Origin of the sequence: Streptomyces racemochromogenes (assembly GCF_039535215.1) — a bacterium.
Lineage (GTDB): Bacteria > Actinomycetota > Actinomycetes > Streptomycetales > Streptomycetaceae > Streptomyces > Streptomyces racemochromogenes.
The window spans coordinates 4,690,889-4,707,172 of record NZ_BAAAWT010000001.1; the positions used below are offsets into that span (position 1 = coordinate 4,690,889).

General features: G+C 73.8%; 13 protein-coding genes, 2 tRNA genes and 1 pseudogene. 15 read left to right on the forward strand and 1 reads right to left on the reverse strand.

The annotated features are described in order from the left end of the window. Positions 1-45 precede the first annotated feature (45 nt). Both ABD973_RS21575 and ABD973_RS21580 read left to right on the forward strand, forming a co-directional pair. A complete protein-coding gene (locus ABD973_RS21575) occupies positions 46-585 on the forward strand; it encodes an SCO2584 family spore wall biosynthesis protein (protein ID WP_125821101.1) in 540 nt (179 codons plus the stop codon). A 67-nt stretch (positions 586-652) separates the two neighbouring features. Next, a complete protein-coding gene (locus ABD973_RS21580) occupies positions 653-1,846 on the forward strand; it encodes an SCO2583 family membrane protein (RefSeq protein WP_345501568.1) in 1,194 nt (397 codons plus the stop codon). Here the strand turns inward: ABD973_RS21580 and ABD973_RS21585 are convergent. Continuing rightward, positions 1,815-2,933: a M48 family metallopeptidase gene (locus ABD973_RS21585; protein WP_125821099.1), complete on the reverse strand. Its 1,119-nt coding sequence runs from the start codon at positions 2,931-2,933 to the stop codon at positions 1,815-1,817. The two genes, ABD973_RS21580 and ABD973_RS21585, sit on opposite strands and share 32 nt — an antisense overlap. 141 nt (positions 2,934-3,074) lie before the next feature. Here ABD973_RS21585 and ABD973_RS21590 point away from each other — a divergent pair, with 141 nt between their 5' ends. The 13 genes and pseudogenes from ABD973_RS21590 to ABD973_RS21650 all read left to right on the forward strand — a co-directional run. Next, positions 3,075-3,242 (forward strand): hypothetical protein, encoded by a 168-nt coding sequence (locus ABD973_RS21590; protein WP_164720887.1) that lies wholly within the window; start codon positions 3,075-3,077, stop codon positions 3,240-3,242. A gap of 64 nt (positions 3,243-3,306) precedes the next feature. Then, on the forward strand, positions 3,307-3,924 hold the full coding sequence (gene nadD, locus ABD973_RS21595; RefSeq protein ID WP_125602765.1) for a nicotinate-nucleotide adenylyltransferase: 618 nt from the start codon (positions 3,307-3,309) through the stop codon (positions 3,922-3,924). A gap of 24 nt (positions 3,925-3,948) precedes the next feature. After that, positions 3,949-5,577, forward strand: a complete 1,629-nt coding sequence (locus ABD973_RS21600) for an LCP family protein (protein ID WP_345501573.1) — start codon at positions 3,949-3,951, stop codon at positions 5,575-5,577. Positions 5,578-5,719: 142 nt separating this feature from the next. Continuing rightward, positions 5,720-6,166, forward strand: a complete 447-nt coding sequence (rsfS, locus tag ABD973_RS21605; RefSeq protein ID WP_125602767.1) for a ribosome silencing factor — start codon at positions 5,720-5,722, stop codon at positions 6,164-6,166. After that, positions 6,163-6,825, forward strand: a complete 663-nt coding sequence (locus ABD973_RS21610) for a histidine phosphatase family protein (RefSeq protein ID WP_345504681.1) — start codon at positions 6,163-6,165, stop codon at positions 6,823-6,825. Before rsfS ends, ABD973_RS21610 begins: the two co-directional genes overlap by 4 nt. Positions 6,826-6,959: 134 nt before the next feature. Continuing rightward, positions 6,960-7,032, forward strand: a tRNA-Ala gene (locus ABD973_RS21615). Positions 7,033-7,178: 146 nt separating this feature from the next. Beyond that, the gene (locus tag ABD973_RS21620) at positions 7,179-7,412 is read left to right on the forward strand and encodes a hypothetical protein (RefSeq protein ID WP_007264019.1); all 234 of its coding nucleotides are present in this window, start codon (positions 7,179-7,181) and stop codon (positions 7,410-7,412) included. Between the two features lie 135 nt (positions 7,413-7,547). Next, positions 7,548-7,620 (forward strand) — tRNA-Ala (locus ABD973_RS21625). A gap of 257 nt (positions 7,621-7,877) precedes the next feature. Continuing rightward, positions 7,878-10,742 (forward strand): leucine--tRNA ligase, encoded by a 2,865-nt coding sequence (gene leuS, locus ABD973_RS21630; RefSeq protein WP_125602769.1) that lies wholly within the window; start codon positions 7,878-7,880, stop codon positions 10,740-10,742. Between the two features lie 119 nt (positions 10,743-10,861). Further along, positions 10,862-11,647: a hypothetical protein gene (locus tag ABD973_RS21635; RefSeq protein WP_125821096.1), complete on the forward strand. Its 786-nt coding sequence runs from the start codon at positions 10,862-10,864 to the stop codon at positions 11,645-11,647. Positions 11,648-11,762: 115 nt separating this feature from the next. Continuing rightward, positions 11,763-12,608 carry a DegV family protein gene (locus ABD973_RS21640; RefSeq protein WP_125602771.1) on the forward strand — a complete coding sequence of 282 codons (846 nt, stop codon included), beginning with the start codon at positions 11,763-11,765 and terminating at the stop codon, positions 12,606-12,608. Positions 12,609-12,806: 198 nt separating this feature from the next. Next, positions 12,807-13,775 (forward strand): ComEA family DNA-binding protein, encoded by a 969-nt coding sequence (locus ABD973_RS21645; RefSeq protein WP_345501582.1) that lies wholly within the window; start codon positions 12,807-12,809, stop codon positions 13,773-13,775. Next, positions 13,772-16,252 (forward strand): annotated as a pseudogene (locus tag ABD973_RS21650) (ComEC/Rec2 family competence protein); the annotation flags it as partial. The gene ABD973_RS21645 and the pseudogene ABD973_RS21650, both read left to right, overlap by 4 nt. Positions 16,253-16,284: the final 32 nt, after the last annotated feature.

Genomic DNA, 16,284 nt, shown 5'->3' on the forward strand with positions numbered 1-16,284 from the left:
CCTTACACCCTGCCCAAACCCGCCCCCCAGGTCTACGCTGGTCCCGTGCCGGACGACGTGGGGGGCAAGCCGTTCCCGGACGACGGGGAGCCCGACGACGACCGCGGAGGCGCGGATTTCGACTTCGCCTCCGTGGTGCTCGACGAGGACTTCGTCCGGAACGCCGAGATCCATGAACCGAGCGCGGCCGAGCGCCAGCGCGCCGCCGACCGGGCGCGCGCCGAGGCCGAGGCCGCCCGCGTCGCCGGAGGCTGGGCGGCCGACGACGACTACGGCCACCCCGACGGGTACGGCTTCGACGACTCCGGATGGGAGCACGGCCCGTACGGGCACGGCTACGCGGACGGCCCGTACGGCGTCTACGGCGGAGCCATGCGCCCCTACCGCGGCCGCGCCCCCTGGCTGCGCCCCGTCGCGTGGGTGCTCGCCGTCGTGATGGGGCTCGGCATGGTCGCGCTGGCCTTCAGCGCCGTCTACCGCAGCGCCGCCGGCGACCAGGACCCCGCTCCCGCCCCGGCCAGCACGCCGCTCAGGGAAGTCACGGGCGTCGGCGCGTTTACGTACCCCGTCGGCCGCCAACCCTGAAGGTACGACCCCACTCGTTCGCTCCGGAGCTGGGGGCTTCTCTGAAGCGGGGACAGCGGGAGAAGCGATGGCCGTACCAGGAGATCCGCCCAACGGCACCCCCGAAGGCATCGGCGGGGGTGACGACGAACTGCGCCCGGACGAACTCCGCTCGGTGGTGTTCGACGAGGACTTCGTCCGTGCTGCCCGGCTCCAGGAGTTCTCCGCCCAGGAACGCATGGGCGAGCACGCCCGGGCCGTCCGCAGCCGCTCCATCTGGTCCGGCGGCTCTGCCGGCCCCCGCACCGGCAGCCCGGGCCGCGGCGCCCGCCAGGGGATGCTGCTCGTGCTGCTCATCGCGTCGGCGTTCGCCATCGCCGTGTACATGGGCATGCGCAATCCGTACGTACCCCCGGCCGGCGGTAACGCCGAGCCGCTGACCAGCACCGTCGTCCCCCTGGCACCGGCCGTCCCGGTGCCGGGCGGCCGCCCGGCCGACCTCTACGCGAACAGCCCGGCGGCCGACTACGGGATCGGGGCCGCCGGCATCACCCTCCCGGCCGTGCGGCGCACGCACCACTTCACCGAGAGCCAGGTCGTCGCCGCCCTGTCCATCGCCAAGGACTACCTGGTGCAGTCCTCGCTGGACCCGGACGTCCTGGCCGGCGTGGCCTCCCGGCCCGTGCGGGTGCTCCTGGACCCCGGGCAGCTGGCCCAGTTCGACGAGAGCGTGGCCTCACCCTCCGGCGACGGCCGGCACGCCGCCACCGGCTGGCTGGTCCGCTTCGACCCCGCCACCGCCGTCGTCGCCGACAGCCGCGTCCGGGTCAGCGGGATCCTCGCCTTCCAGGAGCTGAACCCCGAGTCGCTGGAGGTGAGCACCGACCACACCTTCGTGTACGCCGTCCGGCCGGCGACCGGACCGCCCGCCGCCGCCGACGGGGCCTCGCTGTTCACCGTCCGCCGCGAGCTGCGCCTGCGCTTCGACCGGGAGGACCTCACGGCCCGCCGGGCGGAGATCTCCTCGGCCTACGTGATGGCCGGGCCGCAGGACTGCGCCACCGAGCCCGCCGAGGGCTTCCGGCCCCTCCCGGCCGGAGCCGGGCCCACCACCGTGGGACCGCCCGCGAGCGACCCGTACGCCGCCGGGAACCCACGGCGCACGGCCGGGCTGTGCGGCGTCCTGGCACCGGCCGGGGCGCCCAGCGGCCCGCCGGACCCGACCCGGCCGGCGGCCCCGCCGTCCGCCGTCAGTCCCGCCCGCCCGAGCCCGAGTCCGTAGCGCCCGCGGGGCCGGGGGTGCCGGGGGCTCCCTTCGGGTCGCCGGACTGCCGCGCGGCGCCGCCGCCCGATCCGGTGAACCTGTCGCGCAGCTTCCCGCCCAGGTCCCCCGCACCGCCCGCGATGTCGCCGACCAGCTTCATCAGCGGATCCTTGCTGGTCCGCACGGACTCCGCGTAGTGCGAGGCGGACTGGCGGAAGGAGTCCGTCACCGAGGTGTCCTTGTCCTCCTCCCGGCGCGGGTAGTGCCCGTCCATGATCCGCTGGTGCTCCCGGCTCTGGGACCACCTCTTCAGCTCGGCCGCCCGCACCGTCGTGAAGGGGTGGGTGCGCGGCAGCATGTTGAGGATCTTCAGGACGGAGTCGCGCAGGTCACCGCCCTGCTCGTAGTCCTCGGCCTGGGCGAGGAAGGCGTCGACGTTCATCTCGTGGAGGTGGTTGCCGCCCGCGAGCTTCATCAGACCGCGCATCGAGGCGTTCACGTCCTGCCCGACCAGCAGCCCCGCCCGGTCCGCCGACAGCTCCGACTTGCGGAACCACTCCCGCAGCGCGGTGACGACCGCCGTGATCGCCACATTGCCCAGCGGGATCCACGCCGCCTTCAGCGCCAGGTTCGTCAGGAACAGCAGCACCGTGCGGTACACGGCGTGCCCGGACAGCGCGTGGCCCACCTCGTGGCCCACCACCGCCCGCATCTCCTCCTCGTCGAGCAGCTCGACCAGGGCCGTGGTCACCACGATGATCGGCTCGTCCAGCCCGATGCACATCGCGTTGGGCCTCGGGTCCTGCTGCACGTACATCTGGGGGACCTTCTCCAGGTCCAGGACGTAACAGGCGTCGCGCAGCATCGCGTGCAGGTGGGGGAACTGGGTCTCGCCCACCCGCACCGAGTCCGACAGGAACAGCAGCCGCAGGCTGCGCTCCGGGAGCAGTGCGCTGAGGGCCTTGAACACCGTGTCGAAACCGGCGAGCCTGCGCAGCGCGACCAGCGCCGAGCGGTCCGCCGGATGCTCGTAGGCCCGCGAGGAAATCCCCGGGAACCTCCTGCGATCGCGTGCCGGTGACGTCTCGGAACCGCTGTTCGTCATGGCGCCCTTCCCCCTCGGTCGGCTGTGGTGACGTGTGCCCATCCTCCCCAACGCCTGAGTCGGCGTGAGCGTGCCCGGGGCCCCCGCATACGATGTGAGGGAAGTCTCCGCTCGCTCCCCGACTCGATAGGTACCTGCCTGATGAGCCTCTCCACCACCGCCCACGACCTGGTCCTCCTCGCTGCGGAGGAAGGTGGGCAGCACAGCGGCAACCACGACAGCCTGAGCCCTTACCTGACCGGTGGCGGTGCGTTCGTGATCCTGATGCTCATGCTCTGGGTGACCACCCGCCTGAACCGCGACCGCTAGACCGGGCTCCTCGTAGGGACCGGGCCGCCGCGCGCGTGTCACCGGGCCAGTAGGCTCTGCGCTCATGGGAGAGCAGGAAAGGCCTACGGGCCCGGTCAAGCGCCGGCTCGGAGTGATGGGCGGGACGTTCGACCCGATCCACCACGGACACCTGGTGGCCGCCAGTGAGGTGGCCGCCCTTTTCCACCTCGACGAGGTGGTCTTCGTACCCACGGGCGAACCGTGGCAGAAGTCGCAGCGGGCCGTGTCCCCCGCCGAGGACCGCTACCTCATGACGGTCATCGCGACCGCCTCCAACCCGCAGTTCTCCGTCAGCCGCATCGACATCGACCGCGGCGGACCGACGTACACCATCGACACCCTGCGGGACCTGAGCGCGCTCAACGCCGACGCCGACCTGTTCTTCATCACCGGTGCCGACGCCCTCGCCCAGATCCTGACCTGGCGCAACGCGGACGAGCTGTTCTCCCTCGCCCACTTCATCGGAGTGACCCGGCCCGGCCACGTCCTCACCGACGACGGACTGCCCGAGGGCGGGGTCTCGCTGGTCGAGGTCCCCGCGCTCGCGATCTCCTCCACGGACTGCCGCACGCGAGTCGCCCAGGGCGACCCGGTCTGGTATCTGGTTCCGGACGGTGTGGTGCGCTACATCGACAAGCGCGAGCTGTACCGGGGAGCCTGAGCTTCCGGAGAGAGGGGCCCCGCGGTGAACGACCCACAGGATCCGTACGACCCGTACGCCGCCCAGCAGCAGCTCATCGGCTACGACGCGTACGGCAGACCGGTGTACGGACAGGTGACCGCGCAGCCAGTACAGCCCGCACAGCCCGTACCGCACCCGTACGAGCAGCAGTACGCGGCGTACCCGCAGTACCCCCAGTACGAGCAGCCGTACCCGGAGCCGCAGCCTCCCGACCCGTACCCGGGCCCGCCGGACCCCGCGCAGTGGATCCCGCACCAGGCCGCCCCGCAGCAGCAGCCGGCCCAGGCACCCGCGCCCGTCCCGGTGCCCGAGCCGCGCCGGGCCGCGCCCGCCGAGTCCGCCGCCGGCGTCGCGGACGCACCCGGCGGCCGCGACTACCGCACGGAGCAGTTCTCGTTCATCGACCAGCCCGACGAGGACTCCGAGGACGTCATCGACTGGCTCGCCTTCACCGAGAGCCGGACCGAACGCCGTGAGGAGGCCCGCCGCCGCGGCCGCAACCGGGTCGTCGCGCTGGTCGTCGTCCTCGCCCTGTCCGCGGTCGGAGGGCTGGGCTACCTCTGGTACACGGGCGGGCTGCCGTTCCTCGACGGCCCGGGACGGAAGAAGCCCGCCGCGGCCGCCGCCGGCGCGCAGAAGCGCGACATGATCGTCGTTCACCTGCACAACACCAAGCGGGGCGGCAGCTCCACCGCCCTCCTCGTGGACAACGTCACGACCGGGCAGGGCGCCACCGTCCTGATCCCCAACACGCTCGGCGTCCCCCAGCAGGACGGCACCGCGACCACCCTCGGCAAGGCCGTCGAGGAGGGCGGTCTCGGCACCCGCGAGTCCCTCGACACCGTCCTCGGCACCCGCATCGGCGGCACCTGGCGCCTGGACACCCCCTTCCTGGAACGCCTCGTCGAGCTGGTCGGGGGCATCGAGGCCGACACCGACGCCGCCGTCCCGGCCGACGAGCAGGCCAAGACCCCCGCCGTGGCACAGGGGCCCAAGCAGAGCCTCACCGGCGCGATGGCCGTCGCGTACGCCACGTACCGGGGCCGCGGCGAACCGGAGGCCAAGCAGCTGGAGCGCACCGGCCGGGTGCTCTACGCCGTCCTCCGCAAGATGCCGGGCGACCCCGGGGCGGCGGCCACGACCGTCGAGAGCATGGGCCAGATCCTCGACCCGGGGCTCGACGCGAAGAACCTCGGCGGGCTGCTGTCGCGGATCGGCGAGCACGCCAAGGTGGCGGCGTACCGCACCGAGGTGCTCACCGTGAAACCGGACGGCGGCCTGACCGACGAGGCCGGCCGGAAGGTCGTCAAGGAGGTCCTCGGCGGCTCCTTCGGCGCGGCCCAGCCCGGCGCCTCCCCGCGGGTCGGCCTCAAGGACGCCACCGGGGACGAGAAGGCGCAGGTCGCGGCGAAGGCGGCGCTGCTCAACGGCGGCTACGGCTTCGTGGACGGCGGCAGGGCCGACCGGACGGCGGCCGCCACGCGGATCACGTACCAGGACCAGGCCCAGCGGGACCGGGCCGTCGACGTCGCCAAGACGCTGGGCCTGCCGGAATCGGCTGTGCAGAAGGCCGAGAGCCCGGTGAACGCGGACGTCGTGGTGGTGCTCGGCAAGGACTACAAGCCGTCCTGACGGGGCGGCCCGGAGCGGGCGGCCCCCGTCCCGTCCCGGCTCCCACCTGAGCATCCGCCCGCGCCGGACCTTCCGCGCGGGCGGCGTCGGCGGTACGTGAGACCCTTGGGGATATCTGTCCGCCAACCCGAAAGCATGGCCAGTGACCGCCACGGACCGCTCCATCGAGCTCATCACCACCGCCGCCCAGGCGGCGGCCGACCGGCTCGCGCACGACATCATCGCGTACGACGTCAGCGACGTGCTGTCGATCACCGACGCCTTCCTGCTCGCCTCGGCGCCCAACGACCGCCAGGTCAAGTCGATCGTCGACGAGATCGAGGAGCGCCTCCTCAAGGAGCTCGGCGCCAAGCCGGTGCGCCGCGAGGGCGACCGCGACGCCCGCTGGATCCTGCTCGACTACGTCGACATCGTCGTCCACGTCCAGCACAGCGAGGAGCGCGTCTTCTACGCGCTGGAGCGCCTGTGGAAGGACTGCCCCGAGATCGAGCTCCCCGAGGACGCCAAGCTCACCATCGGCAAGGCAGAGGAGCACGCCAAGCTGCGCGAGGCGCAGGGCGACGACGAGATGGACGGTGATCTGTTCTGAGCACGACCACGACGACCGCCGGCAAGCCCGGCAGGAAGATCGTCCTCTGGCGGCACGGCCAGACCTCGTGGAACCTCGAGCGCCGCTTCCAGGGCTCGACGGACATCGAGCTGACCGAGACGGGTGTGGCGCAGGCGCGCCGCGCCGCCCGCCTGCTCGCCTCGCTGAAGCCGGACGCCATCGTCGCCTCCGACCTGCGGCGGGCCGCGGACACGGCCGCCGAGCTGGCCGGCGTCACGGGGTTGTCCGTGGCGCACGACGCGGCGCTGCGCGAGACGTACGCGGGCGAGTGGCAGGGCCTCACGCACGAGGAGATCCTCGCCAAGCACGGCGAGCAGTACGCGGCGTGGAAGCGCGGCGAGCCGGTGCGCCGCGGTGGGGGCGAGCTGGAGACCGAGGTCGCCGACCGCGCCGCCCCGGTGGTGCTGAAGCACGCGGACCGGCTGCCCGAGTGCGGCACGCTCGTCGTCGTCAGCCACGGCGGCACGATCCGTACGACCATCGGGCGGCTGCTGGGTCTGGAGCCGCCCCACTGGGAGGGCCTGGGCGGGCTCTCCAACTGCTGCTGGTCCGTCCTCGGCGAGGGCGCGCGCGGCTGGCGCCTGCTGGAGCACAACGCCGGCACCCTGCCGGAGCCGGTGCTCGGCGACGACGACTGAGGCTTCCGCCGGGGCCCTCCGTGTGGCCCGCAGGGCCGCCGGGACCCGGATTTCACTTTCCGGCTGGTCACAGGCTAGAGTTCTTCTTGTTCGCAGCGAAGAACACCGGAAACGGGGGGAACGCGGCGGAGAGCGGGGCTATAGCTCAGTTGGTAGAGCGCCTGCATGGCATGCAGGAGGTCAGGAGTTCAATTCTCCTTAGCTCCACAATCAGGATCCCGTCCCCAACAGGGGGCGGGATCCTTGCGTTTGTTCCCTTTTGTGTGCTTGCTGACCCGTCCGCTGCCGACGTGGCAGAATCGGACGGCCGGAGGGGGACACGACGGCCCGACGCGGGAGGGAGTCGCTGACGGATGGGTGCACACCGGCGGCGGTGCGACTGGTGCAACAACGGCACGCCGATCGTGCGGGACATGGAGCCCGTCAATCCCGACTACCAGTACTGGTGCGAGGAATGCGCGCGGGCGCTGATCATAAAAGGCGACCCGATCGAGACGTATCGGGAGCTGGAGGGCGAGCCGATCTACGGCCGTCTGCTCGACGAGCACTGCACGCTGAAGCGTTTCTACCAGTTCGCCCGGGCGTGATCGGTGCGAAACGGACATAACGGCCCACCGGAAACCGATTTTTGGTCTGGGGCCATGACCGTGTAATGTTCTCGATGTCGCCAGGGGGAACCGGCAAGGGAAACCGAGAAGGGGCCCGGCGGCAGAGAGAAACAAGGGGCTATAGCTCAGTTGGTAGAGCGCCTGCATGGCATGCAGGAGGTCAGGAGTTCAATTCTCCTTAGCTCCACAGTGAAGAAGCGGGCCACCCGGATCGGGTGGCCCGCTTCTCGTCGTGCCCGACCGGTGGAACGTCCGAGCGCCCGCCGGGGCCGCTGCGGTACCCTGACGCCATGCGTGCCGTGCGCCTTCTGCTTACCGAGCCGCGCTGATCAGTACCGACCCCTCGAGAAGGTCGGCATCGGCGCGGCGTCCCCTCCTGTGCGAGGGGCTTTTTCGTTTGGGCGGGCAGAGACGGCAGAGACGATCGATGGAGCTTCAGGAATCATGAGCGAGACGAACACCCCGGCCCCCGAGGCGGCCGAGGGGCACCGTTACACGGCTGCCATGGCCGCCGACATCGAGGCACGCTGGCAGGACGTATGGGACGCGGAGGGCACCTACGAGGCGCCGAACCCGACCGGTGACCTGGCCGGCGACCCGGCCGTCGTCGCCCGCCCCAAGAAGTTCATCATGGACATGTTCCCGTACCCCTCCGGGGCGGGCCTGCACGTCGGCCACCCGCTCGGGTACATCGCCACCGACGTCTACGCCCGCCACCAGCGGATGTCCGGCCACAACGTCCTGCACACCCTGGGCTTCGACGCCTTCGGCCTGCCGGCCGAGCAGTACGCCGTGCAGACCGGCACGCACCCGCGCGTGTCGACCGAGGCGAACATCGAGAACATGAAGGTCCAGCTGCGCCGCCTGGGCCTGGGCCACGACAAGCGCCGCTCCTTCGCGACGATCGACCCCGAGTACTACAAGTGGACCCAGTGGATCTTCCTCCAGATCTACAACTCCTGGTACGACGCCGACGCGAAGAAGGCCCGCCCGGTCTCCGAGCTGGTCGCAGCCTTCGAGGACGGCACCCGCGAGGTCCCCGGAGGCCGTGCCTGGGCTGACCTGACCGGCGCCGAGCGCGCCGACGTGCTGAACGGCTTCCGCCTGGCCTACGCCTCCGACGCGCCCGTGAACTGGTGCCCCGGGCTGGGCACCGTCCTGGCCAACGAGGAGGTCACCGCCGACGGCCGGTCCGAGCGCGGCAACTTCCCCGTCTTCAAGTCCCGCCTGAGCCAGTGGAACATGCGGATCACGGCCTACGCGGACCGCCTGCTGGACGACCTGGACGCGCTGGACTGGCCCGAGGCCATCAAGCTGCAGCAGCGCAACTGGATCGGCCGCAGCGAGGGCGCCCGCGTCGACTTCGCGCTGGGCGACGAAGCCATCACCGTCTTCACCACCCGACCCGACACCCTGTTCGGCGCCACCTACATGGTCCTGGCGCCCGAGCACCCGCTGGTCGAGAAGTTCATCCCGGCCGCCTGGCCCGAGGGCACCCACGACGTGTGGACCGGCGGCTACGCCACCCCCGCCGAGGCCGTGGCCGCCTACCGCAAGCAGGCCGCCTCCAAGTCGGACGTCGAGCGGCAGGCCGAGGCCAAGGACAAGACCGGTGTCTTCACCGGCGAGTACGCGGTCAACCCGGTCAGCGGCGCCAAGGTCCCCGTCTTCATCGCCGACTACGTGCTGATGGGCTACGGCACCGGCGCCATCATGGCCGTCCCGGCGCACGACACCCGCGACTTCGAGTTCGCCCGCGCATTCGAGCTGCCGATCCGCTGCGTCGTCGAGCCGACGGACGGCCGGGGCACCGACACCGCCGAGTGGGAGGACGCGTTCGTCTCCCACGACGCCAAGCTGGTGAACTCCGCCGGCGAGGGCATCTCCCTGGACGGCCTGGGCGTCGTCGAGGCCAAGGCCGCCATCACCGACTGGCTGACCGAGCGCGGCATCGGCGAGGGCACCGTCAACTTCCGCCTGCGCGACTGGCTGTTCAGCCGCCAGCGGTACTGGGGCGAGCCCTTCCCGATCGTCTACGACGAGGACGGCGTCGCCCACTCGCTGCCCGAGTCGATGCTGCCGCTGGAGCTGCCGGAGGTCGAGGACTACTCGCCGCGCACCTTCGAGCCCGACGACGCCACCTCCAAGCCGGAGACCCCGCTGTCGCGCAACGAGGCGTGGGTCAACGTGGAGCTGGACCTGGGCGACGGCGTGAAGTCCTACCGCCGCGAGACCAACACCATGCCCAACTGGGCGGGTTCCTGCTGGTACGAGCTGCGCTACCTGGACCCGAACAACGAGTCCGCCCTGGTGGACCCGGAGATCGAGCAGTACTGGATGGGCCCGCGCGAGGGCGCGCCGCACGGCGGCGTCGACCTGTACGTGGGCGGCGCCGAGCACGCGGTGCTGCACCTGCTGTACGCCCGCTTCTGGTCCAAGGTGCTCTTCGACCTGGGCCACGTCTCCTCGGCCGAGCCGTTCCACAAGCTGTTCAACCAGGGCATGATCCAGGCGTACGCCTACACCGACGCGCGCGGCGTGTACGTCCCGGCGGCCGAGGTCGAGGAGCGCGACGGCGGGTACTTCCACCAGGGCGAGCCGGTCAAGCGCGAACACGGCAAGATGGGCAAGTCCCTGAAGAACGCCGTCACGCCCGACGAGATCTGCGAGGAGTACGGCGCGGACACCCTGCGCCTGTACGAGATGGCGATGGGCCCGCTGGACGTCTCGCGTCCGTGGGACACCCGCGCCGTCGTCGGCCAGTACCGCCTGCTGCAGCGCCTGTGGCGCAACATCGTGGACGAGGAGACCGGCGAGGTCACCGTCGTCGACGGCGAGCCCGACGAGGCCACCCTGCGCGCCCTGCACAAGGCCATCGACGGGGCCGGCTCCGACATGGCGGCCCTGCGCTTCAACACGGCCATCGCGAAGATCACCGAGCTGAACAACACCCTGACCAAGGCGGGCCGCCCGCTGGAGCGCTCCGTGGCCGAGCGCCTGGTGCTGCTGGTCGCCCCGCTGGCGCCGCACATCGCGGAGGAGCTGTGGCACCGCCTGGGCCACACCGGCTCGGTCGTCCACCAGGACTTCCCGGTCGCGGACCCGGCGTACGTCGTGGACGAGACGGTCACCTGCGTGGTGCAGGTCAAGGGCAAGGTCAAGGCGCGCCTGGAGGTGCCGCCGGGCATCTCGGAGGCCGACCTGGAGCAGCTCGCCGTCACCGACGCGGGTGTCGTCGCGGCCCTGGGCGGGGCCGAGATCCGCAAGGTGATCGTGCGCGCGCCGAAGCTGGTGAACATCGTCGTCTGACGGGTGACGGCCCCTCGGGGTGATCCCGTACGGGCAGGTTGGGGGTTCGAATGGAACCCCCGGCCTGCCCGTGGCGTTTACGGTGGGAGGGACGGGAACAAGCCGGGGAAGGGAACCTCATGGAGGTAGGCGCGTTGATCATCATCTTTGCCCTGGTGGTGCTGTTCGCCTTCCTGGGGCTGGGTGCCTGGGCGACGGTCAAGGCGGTCGGCGCGGCCAAGCGCGGCGTGGACCGGACGATCACGCAGGCCCGCCGCACGGTGGAGGACACCACCCTGCGGGCCCGGAGCATCGGTCAGGGCGGGGTCGCCGGCGCGCTGGCGCAGCTGCGGCTCGACCTGCGCAACTCCATGCGCGCCACGCAGGCCGCCCTGTACCAGGGGGTGCAGTCGGACAGCTCGCTCAAGGAGTCCGTCGCCCTCTTCGAGCGGCTGAGCCGCCACGGCCACGAGCTGGACGACGAGCTGAAGCGGCTGGAGCAGGAGCCCGACCGCCAGCGGATCGCGGAGTCCCTGCCCGAGCTGCGGGAGCGCACCCTCAAGATCACGAAGTCGGCCGATTCCCTGCGGTGGGCGGCGCGCGACCGCGCCCGGCGGTTCGCGGACGACGAGCTGACGCTGCTCTCGGAGCAGATCGAGGTCGAGTCCGACGCGCTGCGCGACTGGTCCCGGGAGTCGGTCGACGACCTGGCGGCCGCGGCGGCGGCCTGGGACGCGCGCCAGGAGGCCGCGGGAGGCCCCGGCGCGGCCCCGGACGCCGAGCCCGGTCCCCGGGCCGCCCGGCCGGCGCAGCGGGCCGGGGAAGCGGCACGGCCGGCGGAGCCCGCCCGGCCGGCGCTGGACCCCGCCGCCCCGGCGGCCGCGCACCCCTGGCAGAAGGCGGCCCGGCCGGAGGCCACCACCTGAGCGCCTGCGCCTGAGCGCGTGTGAGCGTGTGAGGAGAGGGGCGTCCGGGGGTGGTTCCGGGCGAGGGGGCGGACCGGGCTGCCGGAAGGCCTCCGCTGCCGGTAACCTCCGGCTCATGTCCCGCCATGTCGCGATCGTCACCGATTCCACGGCCTACCTCCCCCCGCAGGCGATGGCGCGGCACGGGATCACATCCGTACCCCTGACCGTGGTCCTGGGCGACGAGGCCCTGGAGGAAGGGACCGAGATCTCTGCCCGCAGCCTCGCCGCGGCCCTGCAGAAGCGCCGCTCCGTCACCACCTCCCGCCCCGGCCCGGAGCAGTTCGTACGCGCCTACCAGGACGCCGCCGAGGCCGGTGCCACCGCCATCGTGAGCCTGCACCTGTCCGCCGAGTTCTCCGGCACCTACGACGCCGCCGTGGTCGCGGCCCGGACGGCCCCCGTGCCGGTCCGCGTCGTCGACACCGGCATGGTCGCCATGGCCCTCGGCTTCTGCGCCCTCGCCGCCGCCGAGACCGCCGAGGCCGGCGGGTCCGCCGACGAGGCCGTGGCCGCCGCCGAGAAGCGCGCCGCGGAGATGTCGGCCTACTTCTACGTGGACACCCTCGACTACCTGCGGCGCGGCGGCCGGATCGGGGCCGCCCAGGCGCTCCTCGGTTCCGCGCTGGCGGTCAAGCCGCTGCTGACCCTGGACGGCGGGCGGATCGAGATGCTGGAGAAGGTGCGCACGGCCTCCAAGGCCATCGCCCGGCTGGAGGAGCTGGCCGTCGAGCGGGCCGGGGCGCGGGGCGTCGACGTCGCCGTGCACCATCTGGCGGCCCCGGAGCGGGCCGAGAAGCTCGCCGAGCGGCTGCGCGAGCGCATTCCCGGCCTGGTCGAGCTGCACGTCAGCGAGGTCGGCGCGGTGATCGGCGCCCACACCGGGCCGGGGCTGCTGGCGGCGGTCGTCTCGCCGCGGTGAGCGTCGGGGGTCCGTTGGTCAGCCTGCCTGTTGGTCAGCGGGCCTGTTGGTCAGCCTGCCTGTTGGGTGCCCGGGGTTGGTTGGGCTCGGGTCCGTTGGTCACCCGGAAGGGTGGCGGGGTTGTCCACAACGGGGTGGTTATTCACCGGAATTGAGGCCTCCGAGCGGGGAACCGGGGGTCGGTTCTAGCTTCGGGGCATGACTCTTCGAACGCGTACTCCAGGCATCTCCACGGCCTCCCCTTCCGACGGCCCCGGCGGGAGCGGGCCCGGGCGGGCGCGCCGGTCCGACGGCAGGCTCCGCTCCCGCCCCCGGGGGCGGGACCGGATCCGGGGGCGGGACCGGACCCGCCCCGACCCCGTCGTGCTGCGGCGCAGGGCCGAGGCCCTGCTGGGCGGCCGGGCCGGGGTGGAGGAGACGGCCCTGCGGGTCGCCGACCCGCCGGGCGGTGCGGCGGATCCGGCTGCCGGTGCCGGGCCGGAGCCCGGGGAGCCGCTCGGGGCCCGGGAGGCGCGCGGGCTCGCGCTGCGGGAGCGGCTGCCGGTGTGGGTGCAGGTGCGGTGCGGGGTGGAGCCGAGGACGGTGGCCGCCGTGGCGGTGGTGCTGGTGGTGGCCGTCGGGTTCGCCGCCCAGCAGTACTGGTCGGGCCGGCCCCGGCCGGTGACGGCTCCGGCCGTGCTCGGGCCCGGCACCGTCGCCGCCGCCCCCGTGCCGTCGGCGGGCCCGGCCGGTGCGGGCGCCCGCATCGTGGTGGACGTCGGCGGCAGGGTCCGCGACCCCGGCGTGCGGAGGCTGCCCAGCGGCTCGCGGGTGGAGGACGCGCTGGCCGCCGCCGGGGGAGTGCGGCCGGGCACGGACACCACCGGGCTCAACAGGGCCCGGGTGCTGGTGGACGGCGAACAGGTGCTGGTGGGCGTCACCGCGCAGCCGGCCGCGGGCGGCCCGGCCCCCGGCGGGGGCGCCGGTGGCGGGGCCGGTCCGCTGAGCCTCGCCGGCGCGACGGTCGAGCAGCTGGACGGGCTGCCCGGGGTGGGCCCCGTCCTCGCCCGGAACATCGTCGAGTTCCGGACGGCCCGGGGCGGCTTCCGGGCCGTGGAGGACCTCCGGCAGGTCGACGGGATCGGCGAGCGGAGGTTCGCCGAGCTGCGAAGGCTGGTAAGGCCGTGAGCGCCGCCGGGGAGCCGGGCACGGGTGAGCCGGCCGCGGGAGAGCGGGGCTCGGGTGAGGCGGCCCGGGGCGAGCGGGGCTCGGGTGAGGCGGCCGGGGGCGAGCGGGCCGGGCCCGTGGATCTGCGGCTGGCGGTGCCGGCCGTGGCGGCCTGGGGCGCGGCGGCGCTGGCGCTCGGGGTGCCGGGCGGGTGGAGCGCCGCCGGGGCGGGGCTCGCGGCGGCCGCGGCGGGGGTGCTGCTGCTCGTCGGCCGTCGCGGGTCGCAGCCCTGGTGGGGGGTCGGACCGGCCGTGGCCGCCGCGCTGCTCTGCGCCGCCGCCGGGGCGGGGGTGGCCGGGCTGGAGCGGGCCGAGGCGCGGGCGGGGCCGGTGGCCCGGCTGGCCGGGGAACACGCCCGGGTACGCGCGGAGCTCACCGTCGGCTCGGACCCCCGGACGGCCCGCGGCGGGGCCGGGCCGCCGCTGGTGGTGCTGGACGCGGTACTGACCGGGGTGAGCGGGCCCGACGGGACGCGGACCCGGGTGGAGACGCCCGTCCGGGTGCTGGCCGGGCATCCGGGGTGGGCCCGCCTGGAGCCCTCGACCCGGGTCGCGGTGGTGGCCCGGCTGGCGCCGGCCCGGGACGGGGAGCGGGCCGCGGCCCTGCTCCGCCCGGCCGCTGACACCCCGCCCGGGGTGACGGGCGGCCCCGACCGGGTGCAGCGGCTCGCGGGGGCGCTGCGGGCCGGGCTGAGGGACGCCACCGAGGGGCTCCCGGGGGACGCCAGGGCGCTGCTGCCGGGGCTGGTGGTCGGGGACACCTCCCGGGTCCCGCCCGAGCTGCACGAGGCGTTCAGGGCCACCGACCTGCTGCACCTGCTGGCCGTCTCGGGCTCCAACCTGACCGTGGTGCTGTATCTGCTGATCGGGCCCCCGGCCCGCGCGCAGCGCGCCGAGCGGAGCGGGCTCGCGCCGAGGCTAGGGCTCTCGCTGCGGGCCACCGCCCTGGGCGGGGCCGCGCTGACGCTGACCTTCGTGGTGGTGTGCCGGCCCGACCCGAGCGTGCTGCGGGCCGCCGCCTGCGGGGCGGTCACCCTGCTGGCCCTCGCCACCGGGCGGCGCAGGTCCCTGGTCCCCGCGCTGGCCGGGGCCGTGCTGCTGCTGGTGCTGTACGACCCGTGGCTGGCCCGCAGCGCGGGGTTCCTCCTCTCGGTGCTGGCCACCGGGGCGCTGCTCACCCTCGGGCCGCGCTGGGGCGAGGCCCTGCGGCGGCGCGGGACGCCGCCGCGCCTCGCCGACGCCCTGGGGGCGGCCCTCGCGGCCCAGGCGGTGTGCGCGCCGGTGGTGGCGGTGCTCTCCGCCCGGGTGAGCCTGGTCGCCGTGCCGTGCAACCTGCTGGCGGAGCTGGCGGCCGGTCCCGCCACCGTGCTCGGCTTCGCCGTCCTCGCCGCGGCCCCGCTGTCCATGCCCGTGGCGGAGCTGCTGGCCCGGTGCGCGGGAGTGCCGGCCGGGTGGATCGCCGCCGTGGCGCGGGGCGGGGCGCGGCTGCCCGGGGCGGAGCTGCCCTGGCCCGGCGGGCTCGCGGGCGGGCTGCTGCTGGCCGCGGTGACGGCGGCCGCGGTGGCGCTCGGGGTGCGGTTCGGGCGCCGGCGCGGGGTCTGCGCCGCCCTGGCCGTGGTGCTGCTGGTCGCGGTGGTGCGGCCGCCGCAGCTGATCCGTACCGTCACCGGGTGGCCGCCGCCGGACTGGAGCTACGTCCAGTGCGCCGTGGGCCAGGGCGACGCCGGGGTGCTGGCCGCCGGTCCCGGTACGGCCGTCGTGGTCGACGCCGGGCCAGAACCGGGGCCGGTGGACGACTGCCTGCGCGCCCTCGGCGTGAGCCGGGTCCCGCTGCTCCTGCTGACGCACTTTCACGCCGACCACGTGGGAGGGGTCGTGGGGGTGCTGCGGGGCCGGTCCGTGGGTGTGATCGAGACCACCGTGCTGGAGGAGCCGCCCGCGCAGGCGGCCGCGGTCCGCCGGGCGGCGGCGCGGGCCGGGGTGCCCGTCGTGCCCGCGGTGCCGGGGGAGCGGAGGCGGACCGGCCCGCTGGAGTGGCAGGTGCTGTGGCCCTCGGCGACGGCCCCGCCGCCGGACGGGCCCAACGACGCCAGCGTCGCCGTGCTGGTGCGCTCCGCGGGCCTCGTGCTCCTGCTGCTCGGGGACCTCGAACCCCCTTCCCAGCAAGCACTTCTGAGGGAGCATCCGGAACTGGGGCCGGTGGACGTGCTCAAGGTCGCCCACCACGGATCGGCGCACCAGGACCCGGGCCTCCAGGACCGGATCCGGCCACGCCTCGCGATCGTCCCCGTCGGCGCCGGCAACCGCTACGGCCATCCCGCTCCGAGCACGATCGCGCAGCTCAGAGGGCGTGGAGCGGCCGTGTTGCGCACCGACGAGGACGGCTCTGTGGCGGTCTCCGGAAGCGGTGCGCGGATGCGTGCGTTTCCAGCCGGACGGCGTCCGAAAGCGCGTGGTCATACCGGGCGCGA

Coding starts and splice junctions, on each gene's coding strand:
- ABD973_RS21580 (WP_345501568.1), top strand. CDS start 653: ATGGCCGTACCAGGAGATCCGCCCAACGGCACCCCCGAAGGCATCGGC.
- ABD973_RS21585 (WP_125821099.1), bottom strand. CDS start 2,933: ATGACGAACAGCGGTTCCGAGACGTCACCGGCACGCGATCGCAGGAGG.
- ABD973_RS21590 (WP_164720887.1), top strand. CDS start 3,075: ATGAGCCTCTCCACCACCGCCCACGACCTGGTCCTCCTCGCTGCGGAG.
- nadD (WP_125602765.1), top strand. CDS start 3,307: ATGGGAGAGCAGGAAAGGCCTACGGGCCCGGTCAAGCGCCGGCTCGGA.
- ABD973_RS21620 (WP_007264019.1), top strand. CDS start 7,179: ATGGGTGCACACCGGCGGCGGTGCGACTGGTGCAACAACGGCACGCCG.
- leuS (WP_125602769.1), top strand. CDS start 7,878: ATGAGCGAGACGAACACCCCGGCCCCCGAGGCGGCCGAGGGGCACCGT.
- ABD973_RS21635 (WP_125821096.1), top strand. CDS start 10,862: ATGGAGGTAGGCGCGTTGATCATCATCTTTGCCCTGGTGGTGCTGTTC.
- ABD973_RS21640 (WP_125602771.1), top strand. CDS start 11,763: ATGTCCCGCCATGTCGCGATCGTCACCGATTCCACGGCCTACCTCCCC.
- ABD973_RS21645 (WP_345501582.1), top strand. CDS start 12,807: ATGACTCTTCGAACGCGTACTCCAGGCATCTCCACGGCCTCCCCTTCC.